This window comes from Luteibacter sp. SG786 (assembly GCF_011759605.1).
Classification (GTDB): Bacteria; Pseudomonadota; Gammaproteobacteria; order Xanthomonadales; family Rhodanobacteraceae; genus Luteibacter.
Map to the genome: position 1 here is coordinate 2,238,593 of NZ_JAAOYX010000001.1, position 14,755 is coordinate 2,253,347.

12 protein-coding genes are annotated in these 14,755 nt (G+C 66.6%); 9 read left to right on the plus strand and 3 right to left on the minus strand.

Features of this window, described 5'->3' with window-relative positions; all coding sequences use genetic code 11:
• The first annotated feature begins 58 nt into the window (after positions 1 to 58).
• Together FHS47_RS10250 and FHS47_RS10255 are read left to right on the plus strand one after the other, a co-directional pair.
• Positions 59 to 763: a c-type cytochrome gene (locus FHS47_RS10250; protein ID WP_167026540.1), complete on the plus strand. Its 705-nt coding sequence runs from the start codon at positions 59 to 61 to the stop codon at positions 761 to 763.
• Between the two features lie 3 nt (positions 764 to 766).
• Positions 767 to 1,987 (plus strand): cytochrome c, encoded by a 1,221-nt coding sequence (locus FHS47_RS10255; RefSeq protein WP_167026543.1) that lies wholly within the window; start codon positions 767 to 769, stop codon positions 1,985 to 1,987.
• A 29-nt stretch (positions 1,988 to 2,016) separates the two neighbouring features.
• Here the strand turns inward: FHS47_RS10255 and FHS47_RS10260 are convergent, their stop codons facing one another.
• A complete protein-coding gene (locus tag FHS47_RS10260) occupies positions 2,017 to 2,550 on the minus strand; it encodes a mismatch-specific DNA-glycosylase (protein WP_167026546.1) in 534 nt (177 codons plus the stop codon).
• 63 nt (positions 2,551 to 2,613) lie between these two features.
• Between FHS47_RS10260 and FHS47_RS10265 the strand changes: the two genes are divergently transcribed.
• The gene (locus tag FHS47_RS10265) at positions 2,614 to 3,732 is read left to right on the plus strand and encodes a mechanosensitive ion channel domain-containing protein (RefSeq protein ID WP_208381903.1); all 1,119 of its coding nucleotides are present in this window, start codon (positions 2,614 to 2,616) and stop codon (positions 3,730 to 3,732) included.
• Positions 3,733 to 3,824: 92 nt separating this feature from the next.
• On the plus strand, positions 3,825 to 4,385 hold the full coding sequence (locus FHS47_RS19780) for a DUF1003 domain-containing protein (protein ID WP_167026549.1): 561 nt from the start codon (positions 3,825 to 3,827) through the stop codon (positions 4,383 to 4,385).
• A 354-nt stretch (positions 4,386 to 4,739) separates the two neighbouring features.
• Here the strand turns inward: FHS47_RS19780 and typA are convergent, their stop codons facing one another.
• The gene (gene typA / locus FHS47_RS10275; RefSeq protein WP_167026552.1) at positions 4,740 to 6,572 is read right to left on the minus strand and encodes a translational GTPase TypA; all 1,833 of its coding nucleotides are present in this window, start codon (positions 6,570 to 6,572) and stop codon (positions 4,740 to 4,742) included.
• Between the two features lie 119 nt (positions 6,573 to 6,691).
• Positions 6,692 to 8,881 (minus strand): pilin, encoded by a 2,190-nt coding sequence (locus tag FHS47_RS10280; RefSeq protein ID WP_167026555.1) that lies wholly within the window; start codon positions 8,879 to 8,881, stop codon positions 6,692 to 6,694.
• Positions 8,882 to 9,007: 126 nt separating this feature from the next.
• Here FHS47_RS10280 and FHS47_RS10285 point away from each other — a divergent pair, with 126 nt between their 5' ends.
• The 5 genes from FHS47_RS10285 to FHS47_RS10305 all read left to right on the plus strand — a co-directional run bounded on the left by FHS47_RS10285 (position 9,008) and on the right by FHS47_RS10305 (position 14,744).
• Positions 9,008 to 9,817, plus strand: coding sequence for a hypothetical protein (locus FHS47_RS10285; protein WP_167026558.1), 810 nt, complete (start codon positions 9,008 to 9,010; stop codon positions 9,815 to 9,817).
• A 112-nt stretch (positions 9,818 to 9,929) separates the two neighbouring features.
• Entirely contained in the window at positions 9,930 to 11,684 is a 1,755-nt protein-coding gene (locus FHS47_RS10290) for a 3-hydroxybutyrate oligomer hydrolase family protein (protein ID WP_208381904.1), read from the plus strand.
• 124 nt (positions 11,685 to 11,808) lie between these two features.
• Positions 11,809 to 12,315, plus strand: coding sequence for a peptidylprolyl isomerase (locus FHS47_RS10295; RefSeq protein WP_167026561.1), 507 nt, complete (start codon positions 11,809 to 11,811; stop codon positions 12,313 to 12,315).
• Positions 12,316 to 12,527: 212 nt separating this feature from the next.
• Positions 12,528 to 13,727 (plus strand): aminotransferase class I/II-fold pyridoxal phosphate-dependent enzyme, encoded by a 1,200-nt coding sequence (locus FHS47_RS10300; protein ID WP_167026564.1) that lies wholly within the window; start codon positions 12,528 to 12,530, stop codon positions 13,725 to 13,727.
• A gap of 33 nt (positions 13,728 to 13,760) precedes the next feature.
• On the plus strand, positions 13,761 to 14,744 hold the full coding sequence (locus FHS47_RS10305; protein ID WP_167026567.1) for a malate dehydrogenase: 984 nt from the start codon (positions 13,761 to 13,763) through the stop codon (positions 14,742 to 14,744).
• Positions 14,745 to 14,755 lie beyond the last annotated feature (11 nt).

A 14,755-nucleotide genomic window follows, 5' to 3' on the forward strand; every position in this document is an offset into this window, starting at 1 on the left:
GCCATGCTCGCGCGAGAGCCGTGCGCGGGCCCGCCAACGTTACACCAGGGAGTGCCACATGCGTCGTCTCCTTCGCCGGCTGCTCGTCGCAGCCGTCGTGTTCTGCGCCGTTCCGGCGCCGGCCGCCGATTCGCAGGCCGTACCCGACACCCTGGCCCAGCGCATCGCTGCCTGCACGAGCTGTCACGGCGAACGCGGCGAGGGTGGTGACAACGGCTTCAATCCCCGCCTTGCCGGAAAGCCAGCCGGTTACCTGCACCGGCAGATGCAGGACTTCCAGCGAGGGCTCCGCCACTACGAGATCATGGAATACATGGTGGCGCCGCTGACCGACGCATACATGCGGGAAATCGCGGAGTACTTTGCCGGACAGGAGGTACCTTACGCGCGGCATCCGGTGCCGGCGACCACCGCCGCCGCCATGGCGCGCGGGGAAGAACTCGCCACCCGCGGCGACCCCGCGCGAGGCGTGCCTGCCTGCATGGCCTGCCATGGCCCCAATCTTACGGGGGGCCAGCCCGACATTCCGGGTCTTGTCGGTTTGCCTTACGACTACATCAGCGCGCAGATCGGCGCATGGCGCACGGACACGCGCAGCACGGTGGCGCCGGACTGCATGGCCACGATCGCGAACCGCCTGAGCGACGCCGACATCAGCGCCGTGGCTGCATGGCTGGCCCAGCGTCCGGTACCGGACGACGCACATCCGGAGCCGGCGGGAAGCGTCAAGCCGCCGCTCCACTGCGGCGTGCTGGGAGGCTGACCCATGAAGACATCCAGCCTCCTGTTCGCCTGTTTCGTCCTGCTGCTGTCCGCCACCGCCGCACAAGCCTCCGCCGATGTGCAACGTGGCCAGTACCTTGCCACGCTGGGCGACTGCGCCGCCTGCCACACGTCGCGCCATGGCCAGCCGTTCGCAGGCGGCAATGTCGTGCCCACGCCGTTCGGAGCGATTCCCGCGCCCAACCTCACGCCCGACCGCGAAACGGGCCTCGGCGACTGGAGCGCCGACGATTTCTATCGCGCCATGCATTCCGGCGTCGCGCACGACGGCACGTCGCTTTATCCCGCCTTTCCATTCACCTCGTATACCAAGGTCACGCGTGCCGACACGGATGCCATCTTCGCCTACCTGCGCAGCCTTCCGGCGGTAAGAAGCGCAGGTACACCCAACACACTGCGTTGGCCGTACAGCATGCGCTCGCTCATGAGTGCGTGGCGCACCCTTTATTTCGACGAGGGCGAATACGCCACGGATCCGAAACGATCCGCCGCATGGAACCGGGGCGCATATCTCGTGCAGGGACTCGGCCATTGCAATGAATGCCATACCCGCCGCAACAGCTTCGGCGCGATGGTGCAGGAGCCATTCCTCGCCGGCGGCATCGTGCCGGTGCAGAACTGGTACGCCCCCGATCTCTCGATGGGTGCGCACGGCGGACTCGCCGGGTGGACCGAAGCCGACGTGGTTGCCCTGCTGAAAACCGGCCGTTCCGCCAAGGGCACAGCATTGGGGCCGATGGCCGAAGTCGTCATGCGCAGCACCCAGCACCTTGACGACGACGATCTGAAGGCCATGGCCACGTATCTGAAATCCCTGCCGGATCGCGAGCCGCAACGCCAGCGCGAATCGGCGGTGGGTGCGCGCGACCTGGCCTTGCGGGGCCAGAAGGTTTACGCGCAGCAATGCGCCGAATGCCACGCGGACGACGGACGCGGAAAGGGCGACGCGTATCCGCCGCTGGACGGCAACGTATCGGTCACCGATCCCACGGGCATCAACGCCATTCGCGTCGTCCTGTCGGGCGGTTTCGCTCCTGTCACGAAAGACAATCCGCGGCCCTACTCGATGCCGCCGTTCGCCCAGAAGCTCACCGACGACGATGCGGCGGCGGTGGTCACGTATATCCGGCAGGCATGGTCGAACAAGGCAACCGCGGTGTCGCCCGCTGACGTGCGCGCTTATCGCTCCACGCCGGGCGGTTGAGTTGGAAGGGTTGCCCTATCCGCTGGAATTCAGTCCTGAACGCCTGAGGTCCGAGCCGTTATGACATCCGCCATCGCCTGCCAGGTGCGAAGGTCCCACGACCGCCGCGCCTGGCCCGAAGGCGAGGGCAAAACGAAGGTGGGAACGTTGGCGAAACGTTCTTCCTGCAAGCCGTAGCCGGTGCCTTTGCCCAGCGCGGCCGTGCCGCCGTGCTTGCTGGTGAAGGCGATGGCGCCGGGAGCGAAGCGTTCGATCTTCTGGCGCAGTGCCGCGACGTCGAAGGCATCGACGGGAAGCTCGGCATCGTTGCCGTAGTGGTACTTCGAAAGATCGGTGAGCCCGATGCCGAACGCCGGGAGCAACGGGTATTCCGCAGGTGCGAGCAGTCGCGGCGTCAGCCCGACCGCGAACAATGTGCGCCAGAACATATTGCCGGGATGCGCGTAATACGCGCCCTCCCGCGCGGAGCGCGTGCCGGCGGCCGTGCCGCAGAAAACCACCCGCAGGCCGTGTTGCAGCACATCGGGAAGGACGAAGCGGTCGCTGGCGACGTGTGTTGTCATGCGCGAATTTTACGCGAGCATGCCGACAAAACGTGGACATCCCTGCCGCTAAGCTAGGATGCCATGAACTTTCCCGACTGGATGCTTGATTTCGCGCATCCGTGGACGCGTTTCGCGCTGATTGTCGCGATTGCGCTGGCCGCCACGGGTATTTTCCGCAGGCTCGTGCAGGTGCTGTTGCGGCGTTTCGCCATACACCATCCGATGGGAGCTTCCATCGTCGCACGGGCGAATGCGCCGCTGGAGGCGATCCTCCCGCTGGCGACGTTGCTCCTTGCGTTCCGCGCGGCGCCAGACGAGCCCGCGCGCCTGGTCGACGGCCTCGAGCATATGCTCGCCGTCACCCTGATTGCTGCGTGTACCTGGTTCGTCGTGCGCTGCATCGGTGCTTTCGAAGCGGCCCTGTCCCGTTTCAATCCCATCGACCTTGCAGACAACCTGCGCGCACGGCGTTTGCAGACGCAGGTGCGCGTGCTGAGCCGCACGGCCATGGTCGTGACGGTGGTGCTCGGGATCGGTGTGGGATTGATGACATTCCCCGCCGTGCGCCAGTTCGGAGCTAGCCTGCTCGCGTCCGCCGGACTGGCCGGCCTCGCCGTCGGCCTGGCGGCGAAACCGGTACTCGGCAACCTGATCGCCGGCATACAGATCGCGCTCACCCAGCCTATCCGCATCGACGACGTGGTGATCGTCGAAGGCGAGTGGGGCAGGGTGGAGGAAATCAGCAGTACCTATGTGGTCGTACGCATCTGGGACGAGCGGCGATTGATCGTGCCGTTGCAGTACTTCATTGAAAACCCTTTCCAGAACTGGACACGGACCAGTTCACAGATCCTCGGCTCGGTGATGCTGTGGTTCGACTACGGACTGCCGCTCGATCCGCTTCGGGCGGAATTGAAGCGGCTCTGCGAGCAGGCGCCGGAGTGGGACGAACGCGTGTGCGTGTTGCAGGTGGTGGACAGCAACGAAAGGGCGATGCAGTTGCGCGCACTGGTGAGTTCCGCCGATTCCGGCAGATCGTGGGATCTGCGCTGCAAGGTGCGGGAAGGACTGATCGCCTTCGTTCGCCGCGAGTATCCCCAATACCTCCCGCGGCTGCGGGGCGAGTTGGAGAGCGAGGTACGCGCGGCCGACGCGGCCGCACCGCCGTTCGCAAGCAGGACGGTTTCGGCCCGCCGCTGACTTTCGCAGGTTCATGGCAGGGGCATGAAAGCTAGCGGTACGTGGGTCGTGGTAGCGTGCGCGGCAATCCCCTCGTCCCTGGAGAATCCGCCGTGGCAGTCAACGGGCAAAACACAGAGCAAGCGGCGCACCGGTGGTTCGCCAAGGGCCTCGGCGAGCTGGGCCACGCCGAACGGCGGCTGCTGGAGAAGCTGGCCCAACGCAAGATCGTGTCGGAAGACGTGAATGCCGAGTTCCGGTCGGACCTGACCTTCGGCCAGCGCCTTGCGGACAATGTGTCGCGCTTCGGTGGATCGTGGACCTTCATCATCATTTTCGGGTTGGGCCTGCTGCTATGGACGGGGCTCAACTCCTACGTGCTGCACAAGCCCTTCGATCCGTACCCATACATTTTCCTCAACCTCATGCTGTCCATGCTCGCCGCGGTGCAGGCGCCGGTGATCATGATGAGCCAGAACCGGCAGGCCGCGATGGACAGGCTCGACGCCGCCAACGACTACAAGGTGAACCTGAAGGCGGAGATCGAGATCATGGCCTTGCATGACAAGCTGGACCAGATGCGGACGGAACAGCTTGCGGCCCTGCTCGCGAAGCAACAGGAACAGATCGATCTGCTGATGAAGCTGGTGGGTTCGAGGGACTCGCAGGGTTGAGCTCCGTTGACGGCTGCATTCAGGCAGCGTCTCCAAGGTGGTGTTGCGTGTAGCGCGTGGCGTTCTTTTGTTGGCCTGTGGTGACCGTCCGCGCTTGAGTCGCTGGGTGCCTGCCTTCGCAGGCACGACGGTGGCTGTGAGGCTCTCGCGTTCCGACAACACCAGCAATTTCGCGGTGCTCTTTGTGGGAGCCGGCTACGCCGGCGATCCCGCGGCAGCGGGCACGCTTGTCCGGTTCTCCCAGACACCGGCACAGGTGCCGATGCGAGCCCGCCCTACGAAGCGAACACCGTGAAGAACCAAAAAAAGAGCCCGGCATAAGCCGGGCTCCTTTCGTAATCACTCCAGCCGGAATCAACCCTGGCCGCGCGATGCCTTCTTGCGGTCGTTTTCCGTCAGGTGCTTCTTGCGCAGGCGGATTTCCTTCGGCGTGACCTCGACCAGTTCGTCGTCGTCGATGAAGTCCAGCGCCTGTTCGAGCGAGAACTTGATCGGCGGGGTGAGCTGGATCGCATCGTCCTTGCCGGCGGCGCGCATGTTGGTCAGCGGCTTGGGCTTGATGGCGTTGACGGTGAGGTCGTTGTCCTTGGCGTGGATGCCGATGAGCTGGCCTTCGTACACCGAGTCGCCCTCGGCTGCGAACAGCTTGCCGCGCTCCTGCAGCGGGCCGAGCGAGTAGGCCGGGGTGGTGCCCGCGGCGTTGGCGATCATCACGCCGTTGAGGCGCTTGGCGATCTGGCCTTCTTCCTTCGGACCGTAATGGTCGAACACGTGGAACAGCAGGCCCGAACCCTGGGTGAGGGTCTTGAACTGGTTCTGGAAGCCGATGAGGCCACGCGCCGGGATCATGTATTCCAGGCGCACGCGGCCCTTGCCGTCGGGCTCCATGTTCTTCAGCTGGCCCTTGCGGATGCCGAGGCGCTCCATGACCGGGCCCTGGTGGGTCTCTTCCACGTCGACCACCAGCTGCTCGTACGGCTCCATGAGCTGGCCGTCGATTTCCTTGATGATGACTTCCGGACGCGACACGGCAAGCTCGTAGCCTTCACGGCGCATGTTCTCGATCAGCACCGACAGGTGCAGTTCGCCGCGGCCCGAAACGAGGAACTTGTCGGCGTCGGAGCCGTCTTCCACGCGCAGGGCCACGTTGTGCACCTTCTCGCGGTCCAGGCGCTCGCGGATCTGGCGGCTGGTGAGGAACTTGCCGCCGGAGAGGTCCTTGTTGCCCACGAACGGCGAGTTGTTCACCTGGAAGGTCATGCTGATCGTCGGCTCGTCGACGGTCAGGGCCGGCAGCGCTTCCGGGGTGTCCAGCGCGCAGACGGTGTCGGAAATGGTGAGTTCCTGGATGCCCGAGATGGCGACGATGTCGCCCGCTTCGGCGGTGTCCTGCTCGATGCGCTCGAGGCCGAGGAAGCCCAGCACCTGCAGCACCTTGCCCTGGCGCTTCTTGCCTTCGCGGTCGATGACGGCCACGGGCATGTTCTTCTTCAGCGTGCCGCGCTGGATGCGGCCGATGCCGATGACGCCGACGAAGTTGTTGTAGTCGAGCTGGCTGATGCGCATCTGGAACGGGCCGTCCGGATCGACGTCCGGCTTCGGCGCGTGGTCCATGATGGCCTGGTACAGCGGGGTCATGTCGCCTTCGCGGGCGTCCTGGTCGAGCGAGGCGTAGCCGTTCAGGGCCGACGCGTAGACGATCGGGAAGTCCATCTGCTCGGGCGTGGCGCCCAGGCGGTCGAAGAGGTCCCACACCTGTTCCACGACCCACTCGGGGCGCGCGCCGGGGCGGTCGATCTTGTTGACGACGACGATCGGCTTGAAGCCCATCGCGAACGCCTTCTGGGTGACGAAGCGCGTCTGCGGCATGGGGCCGTCCATCGCGTCGACGAGGATCAGCACGGTGTCGACCATCGACAGCACGCGCTCCACCTCGCCGCCGAAGTCCGCGTGTCCCGGGGTGTCGACGATGTTGATGCGGTTACCCTGCCAGGTAATGGCGGTGTTCTTGGCAAGGATGGTGATGCCGCGTTCCTTTTCCTGGTCGTTCGAATCCATCACGCGCTCGGCAAGCACGGTGCGCTCGTTGAGCGTGCCGGACTGCTTGAGGAGCTGGTCGACGAGGGTGGTCTTGCCGTGGTCGACGTGAGCCACGATGGCGATATTGCGCAGGTTTTCGATCGACATGCGTCATGCGCCGGCCTTCAGCCGGTGCACCTCTTTGGTATGGGAAGCCGCCGATTATAAAGGAAATTGGCGACGTTCGCATGACCGGGCGGGGCGATCGAAGCCCCGCCCCGTCCGGCCTACGGTTCCAGGGGTTGGTCGCGGCAGGTCACCGGCAGGTATTTCTGGTCGATGCCCTCGCCGGAGCAGCCCCAGGCGATCGAATGGCCCTGCACGCGCGGGGTCAGCACGAGGGTGCCGCCGTCGAGCCGGACATCGGCCTTGCGCGGAGGTTTGGCGTCGATGGTGACCACGATCTCGCCGCCCGCGCCCACCTGGACCGACCCGGCGACGTCGTTGCCCAGGCTTTCCGGTTCGCCGAGGCCGGCGGCCTTATTGCTGGCCGGAAACTTGCCGGTGCGCTGGCGCGCCTCCGTCACGGCCGCCTTGGCCGCGGAGGCCGCGTCAAGCGCGGAGGCCACCTGGCTGCGCAGCGTGTATTCCTGGTACTGCGGCACGGCGATGGCCGCCACGATGGCGGTCCCGGCGACCAGCCCCATGCCGCCCACCTCGCCGACGAGTTCCACCGGGCTCTGCTCGTAGGTGAAGGACACCGCGAGCGTATCCGGGTCCACCTCGAGCGCGGCGCCGATCACGCCGTCTTCCGGAAGATTCAACGTATGCGCGGAGGGCAGGGTGCTGATATCGATGTCCGCGCCGACGGCGCTGCCGAGGATCTGCAGGATCTGGATGTACGAGTAATAGGCCTCGCGCTGCGCGTCGCGGGTGGTGGCGGTGAAGCCGACAAGCGTTCGCGTGCCCGGGTAGGCGCGGGCCTTGAACCAGTCGACCAGCGACGTGCCCGGATTCCCGGCCGCACGGTCGGCCAGGGCCTGCGGCACTTTCGCCATCACGACCCAGTCGCCGTCTTCGACCCAGTACGAGCGGCCGCCGAGTCGAGAAAGGAAGGCGGCAAACGACTTGAACGATTCCGGTGCGTTGGGCGGAAGATCCGCAGTCCCCGGTCCCGGCATCGACAGCCAGTGGACCGACGTGCCGTCGACTTTGGTCACCCCGGTTTTCCAGCCTTTCGCCGCCATGCTTTCGATGCGTGCGTACCAGTCCTTGCGATCGGGCGTGTGCAGCGCGTAGAACAGGCCGGCGTCGTCGGAGAACACCACCATTTCGGGGCCGAACCAGCGCAACCAGTCGGCCGGACCGGCGCCGAAGCGGGCACGCATCTTCTCCACCCCCGCGCGGTAGTGCTGCGCCGCCTCGGCCCCGAAATCGAGATTCAGGTTGCCCTCGAAGGTCTGGTAGGTCTTCGCATCCGGAAGAGACAAGGTCATCGCCCACCGCGGTTCGCCTACCGTCTTCAAGGCCGGCGAGAACGCCGACGGGGCGAGATACTGCAGTGCGCGTGCGCCAGGGGCGTGGGCGATGATGCGGAACTGGGCGCGGCCATCGACCGTGCCGCCGCCGAACACAATGGCGTCGGCCTTGGAAGCGAAATCCGATGGCAGGCGTCCGAACGGGGTATCGCCGGCCTGCGCGGCGGCTATACCACCCATGCCGCGCACGCTGATCCAGCCGAATAGGCCTTCGCCGGAGGTGTCGATGCGCGGTTCCAGCGCGACCAGCGTCGCGGGAGCCGCTCCGGGGGCGGACTTGCCGAAAGAGGCGAGCACTTCGTCCAACGCGGCCCCGTCGCTCGGTGCCTGGGCCGACTGCGTGATCCACAGCCGGTGCTCCGCGGCAACGTAGCGAACGGCCCCGCCGCTGGCGAGCCGGCCGTTCCCCTGTGCATCGAGCGGCGCGGCGAGCAACGGCGTCGAGGCATCGAGACTCGCGACGCGGGCATTGAAGGCGTCGACGGACGGGTAGTCGAGCAGCGCCGTGAGCACGAGGCGCGACGTGGGCGCCGGGATGCCGAGCGGGTCGACCAGTGCGACTTCCAACGGCGAGCGCAGATCGTTCAGCAGCAGATTGACCAGGCCCGCGATTTTCAGATCGGCGAGCGCCTTATCGCTCGCCATGCCGGTGCGGATACGTGCGATGGCATCCAGATGGGCCTTCGAGGACAACGCGGCGTCCAGCGGTCGCCCGTTCGGCACGCCGCCGAGCATGGCCCATGGCGATGGGATGCGCATATAGGCGACGGTCTGCGCCGGCAGGTGCTGGCGCATCCATGCGGGGGCGGAAATGGCGGTCTGTGCGGCGGCGACAGCCCGTGGATCGGCTACTGCGGCTTCGTCTTTCTTGTGGCAGGCGACGAGGCCAAGAGCCGCGACGAGCGCGGCGGACATCACGACGGTGCGACGGGCAATCATTGCTCTCCCCTGTGGATTCATCCGGCTCCTGCCGGGTCGCGGGAGGATAGCAGCGGCACAGCGCCCGACTGCACGTGCCGCAGTACGGAGGGCCTTATAATTAGAAGCAGGAATAGGGGAACCCTCATGCATAACCTTCGTGCCGGCGCCTTCGCGTGCCTAGTCTCTTTTGCGTGCGCCACAGGCCTGGCGCAGGCCACCGACCTGCCGGGCGTAGACGCCTTTATCCAGGCCGCCGATGTGGTTTCCGCGGCCCAGGGCACGCCGGGGGTCGACCCACCCCTGCCGGAGAGCGATCCGCGGGTACGGAAGGTCCTGGCCCTGGCGACGGACCAGGCCGTTTTCGGCAAGGCCCGGCTAGGCGCCGAGGACATTCCGAAGCTGCTCGACGTGTGCAGCAAGGCCGTCAAGGTCTCTGTGGCGTATTCGATGGCAGGTCTCGTCTCCCTGAAGCCCCTTTTCGCACAAGGCCCGGCGGTCTATCAGCCGCGCTACGTCGAACTGGCCACCCGCAATGCGCAGACCTACCAAAACGTCATTGTCCCGTTGACGGCCTTCGGCGCCTATTGCAACGGGCGCAGCCTGCCGCTGCTGACCGACTTCGCACAGCATCTTCCCGCCAGCGAGCGTACGCCGGTTCGCATGGACGGCATGCGGCAGGCGCGGAAAGGCGCGGCGAACATGATCGTGGCGGCCGTCGTGATGACCGACGATCCCTCTGTCTCGGCCGCCAACCGCAGGTTGATGCTCGTGGCGGCCGCTGACAACGCCGCCGCGATAGCGACCTTCATGACGGTCGCCGGTCGCGCGCCGGTTCTCGAGGCGACCCGGCGTGCGCTGGAACATAGCGCGCCCGAAAACCGTCCGTTGCTGGAGACGATTGCGAAGTCGTTCGCGGATCCGTCCTGCACCGGGGGATGCGCGCTCGGCGAATAGCGCACAGCGGCTCCCATACGGAGCCGATGCACAGGTAACCCCGGCCTCCGCGACCTTGCGCCGGCCAACGGACTCAAGCATCGTCACAGCCTCGATCCCCGGGAAAGGTGCCATGCTTTCGATCGAGAGCGTCGAGGAAGTGCGTGTCAGCACGCACCGCGGCAACGACGACTTGCTCAGTGCGGGACTTGGCCTGCGTGGCCTTGTCGGTGCGCCGGCTGCCTTCGCCGTGCCGGTGGCACCGACGCCCGCCGAACTGCGCCGTCGCGCAATCCAGAGCAATTGGAAGGGCATCGCCGATCTCGGTCCGCTCGGCGGCTTCGGCACCGTGTATGGAAGCGTGCCGGATGTGCCGGGGCGCGAATTCATGGCGTTCGCGAGGCATGCCGGCGCGAAGGCATCGCACCGCGTTCTCGTGCAGGTACCCGATGCCTTCGATCGCGCGAAACGCTGCCTCGTCGTCACCGCTTCGCCGGGCACGCGGGGCATTTATGGCTCCATCGCAGTCGCCGGGGCGTGGGGGCTGCCGCGCGGCTGTGCCGTGGCGTATACCGACAAGGGCGCGGGAAGCGGCTATTTCGACAGTGCGGACGGCAGCGGGGTGGCGCTCGACGGCACCCGGGCGAAGGCGGGGGAGGTGCCGCTCGAGTTCGAGCCGGCCGGTATGACGGCCGAGGCCGGCATCGCCGTGAAACATGCCCATTCCGGGGACAACCCCGAAGCCGACTGGGGGCGGCATGTCCTGCAGGCGGCCCGTTTCGGCCTTGCCATGCTCGACGAGGCATTTCCCGAAGAGGCGCCGTTCACGCCCGCCAACACCCGGATCATCGCCACCGGCCTGTCGAATGGTGGCGGCGCCGTACTGCGCGCGGCAGGCGAGGATACCGAAGGCATGCTCGCGGCCGTGGTGGCCCTGGCACCGAACATCTACGTGGAAGGTTACGGCCGGCCGTTCTACGACTATGCCACCGAAGCCGCGATTTTCCTGCCGGCCGCGCTGGCCGCGCCGGCATTCGATGGGCTGCCGTTCGCCCGCGTGGCCGGCGCCCAGCCACCGGCATGGGCGTTGCGGAGCGCCGCGCTGCGCGCCCATGGGCGGCTCTCCGCGATATTACCGGCCGCCCAGGGCGAAGAAGCGCTTGCCCTGCTGCGGGCATCGGGTTGGCACGACGAGGCCCTGGCCGTGGGCGCATCGTCTGCCTCGTTGGATCTGTGGCGCGCGGTCACCGTGGCCTATGCCTCCGCCTACCTGCGGCGGCCATGCGGTGACATGCCCTGCGGTTACGCCTATCGGCCGCAGCACACGGGCGGCATGGCGGGGCCCGTGGACGCGATGATCCGCGCGGCGTGGTGGGCCGACGGCTCCGGAACGCCGCCCGGGGCCGGGATTGTGCTAGCCGGGGGCAGCGATTTCTCCATGGATCCCACCCTGCCGGGCAACCTCTGCCTGCGCGATCTGTGGACCGGGCAGGGTGTCGATGCGCAACGCCTGCGCGAGGCGGTAAGCACCACGGCCGCCGCATTGCCGCGCGAGGATCTGCCGGCTTTCGTCGTGCATGGTGCGCAGGACGGTTTGATCCCCGTCGCGTTCTCGTCCGACCCGTACGTGAAATGGCTGCGTGCCGCCGGGCGCTCCCCCGTCTACTGGAAAGTGCCTCACGCCCAGCACTTCGACGCCTTCCTGGCGTTTCCCGATTTCGGCGACCGCCACGTGCCTCTTCTTCCATTCGGCCACGCCGCCCTCGACCGAGCCTGGGCGCACGTGGCGGAGGGCAGGGCCCTGCCGGAGGACGCGGCGGTGCGCGACACCCGGCCGCGAGGCCCGGGCGCACTCTCCGCCGCGGCGCTGGCCTTGCCCGGCGCCTGAACGGTCGTCACGCTTTCACGCTTGAAGTCCTGTGACGAGGGCGCCATCTTCGGTAGCCTTGCATCCCCCCGGGTGGGACGCGACGACGTGTCTGCCCGCATTTCAACGAGTTACAGGAACCGCGATGACCATCAACGTCACCATGAAGACGAACAAGGGCGATATCCACCTGCGCCTGCACGACGATAAGACCCCGATGACGGTGGCCAGCTTCGTGAACCTGGCCAAGCGCGGCTACTACGACGGCCTGTCGTTCCATCGCGTGATTGCCGACTTCATGATTCAGGGCGGTTGCCCCGAAGGTTCGGGCCGCGGCGGCCCGGGCTACAAGTTCGGCGACGAGTTCAACAGCAGCCTGAAGCACGACAAGCCGGGCGTCCTGTCCATGGCCAACGCCGGTCCGGGCACGAACGGTTCGCAGTTCTTCATCACCCACGGCGCGACGCCGTGGCTGGACGGTAAGCACAGCGTGTTCGGCGAAGTGGTCGGTCCGGAAGACCAGAAGGTGGTCGATGCGATCCGCCAGGACGACACCATCGAGAAGGTGGAAGTCTCCGGCGACGTCGACGCGCTGCTGGCGGCCCAGGCCGACAACGTGGCGAAGTGGAACGCGGTGCTCGACGCACGTTGATCGCCTCACCGTGGGAGCAGCTATCCGGCTCCGACAGGCATGGGTGCTTTTTGTGGGAGCCGCTTCAGCGGCGATGGTGCTCGCGGCACGCTGGCCCGCTGCCGCGGGATCGCCGGCGTAGCCGGCTCCCACAAGTCGCATGAACTCGCAGCGGACGGTGGCGGGGCCGTGTTAAAATGACGGCCTTTGCCCCATCCCCAGTCGAGGAAACGATGCCGCAGCTCGCCAAGCGTATCGGTCGTGCCAAGCCCAGCGCGATCATGGTCATCGCCGAGAAGGCCAAGCGCCTGAAGGCCGAGGGTCGCGACATCGTCAGCTTCTCGATCGGCGTGCCGAACTTCCTCCCCGGCGACCACGTGTACGCCGCGGCGCGCGAGGCGCTGGCGAAGGATTCCGGCCAGTACGGCAGCAATCGCGGTCCCGACGCCCTCGTCGACGCCTTCCTGGCGCATATCGAAGCCCTGGGGCTCACCGGCTACACCCGCAAGAACGTTTCGACGGGTGTGGGCGCCAAGCAGGTGCTGTACAACCTGGCCGAGGCGCTGCTCGACGAAGGCGACGAAATCGCATTCCCTGCGCCGTACTGGACCAGCTACCTCGACATCGCCGAAATCGTCGGCGCGAAAATCAACATCCTGCCGTGCCCGCCGGAGCAGCACTACAAGCTGACGCCGGCGCAGCTCGATGCCGCGCTGGCCCGCAAACCGCGCGTGTTCCTGTTCAACAATCCGTCCAACCCCACCGGCATGGTCTACACGCGCGAGGAAATTTCCGCGCTGGCCGACGTGATCGCGAAGTACCCGGACACCTGGGTCATCACCGACGACATCTACAACACGATGGTGTTCGACGGCGTGGGTTACCACAACTTCGTGCATGTACGCCCGGAACTGAAGGACCGGGTGATCTTCGTCGATTCACTCTCGAAGACGTACGGCATGCCGGGTTGGCGCGTGGGCTTCATCGCCGCGCCGGAAGCGGTGGCGCTCGCCGTCACCACGCTCAATTCCAACCACATCACCAGTCTGCCCGAGGTCGTGACCGCCGCCGCCCTGGCCGCGCTGTCCGGCCCGCAGGACATCCCGGCGGCGAAGCGCGACGAGTTCGCCTTAAAGCGCGACCGCGTGTACAACGCCCTGGTTTCCATTCCCGGCGTGGTCTGCCCGCGTCCGCAGGGCGCCTTCTACGCGTTCCCCGACATCTCCGTGGCCTTCGGCAAGAAGCACAACGGCGTGGCGATCGACTCCGACGTCGACTTCTGCGCGGTGTTGCTCGAAGCCAAGGGTGTGGCCTGCGTGCCCGGTTCCGCGTTCGGCGAACCGCGCGCGCTGCGCATTTCCTATTCCTGCTCCGACGAGGCACTCGACAAGGGCATGGCCCGCATCGTCGAGTTCTTCGCCGAACTCACCTGATCAGTCCCCCGCGGTATTTCTAGGAGTCGAAAGATGAAAGCACCCGTTCGCGTTGCCGTCACCGGCGCAGCCGGCCAGATCGGTTATGCCCTCCTGTTCCGTATCGCCGCCGGCGACATGCTCGGTCCCGACCAGCCGGTGATCCTGCACCTGCTCGAGATCACCCCGGCGCTTCCCGCCCTCCAGGGCGTGGTGATGGAACTCAACGATTGCGCCTTCCCGACCCTTGCCGGCGTGGTAGCCACCGACGACGTGAACGTCGCTTTCAAGGACGTGGATTACGCGCTGCTCGTCGGCGCGCGTCCGCGCGGCCCGGGCATGGAGCGCAAGGACCTGCTCGAGGCCAACGGTGCCATCTTCGGACCGCAGGGCAAGGCGCTGAACGATCACGCCAAGCGCGACGTGCGCGTGCTCGTGGTGGGCAACCCGGCGAACACCAACGCCCTGATCGCGCAGCAGAACGCTCCGGACCTCGATCCGAAGTGCTTCACCGCCATGGTCCGCCTCGACCACAACCGCGCGCTGTCCCAGCTTGCCGAGAAGACGGGCGCGCACACCACCGAGATCAAGAAGGTCACCATCTGGGGCAACCACAGCTCCACCCAGTACCCCGACCTCCACGAGACCACGGTCAAGGGCAAGGCGGCGTTGGAGCAGGTCGACCAGGCCTGGTACGCGGACACCTTCATCCCCACGGTGCAGCAGCGCGGCGCGGCCATCATCAAGGCGCGCGGCGCCTCCTCGGCGGCCTCCGCCGCTTCGGCCGCCATCGACCACATGCGCGACTGGGCGCTCGGCACCGCCGAAGGCGATTGGACCTCCATGGCCATTCCGTCCGACGGCTCCTACGGCATCGAGCCGGGCGTGATCTTCGGTTACCCGGTGACGGTGAAGGACGGCAAGTACGCCATCGTGCAGGGCCTGAAGATCAACGAGTTCTCGCAGGCGCGCATCGACGCGACCAACAAGGAACTGCGCGAGGAACGCGCCGGCGTGGAGCACCTGTTCGCGAAGTAATCGCGGCGGGA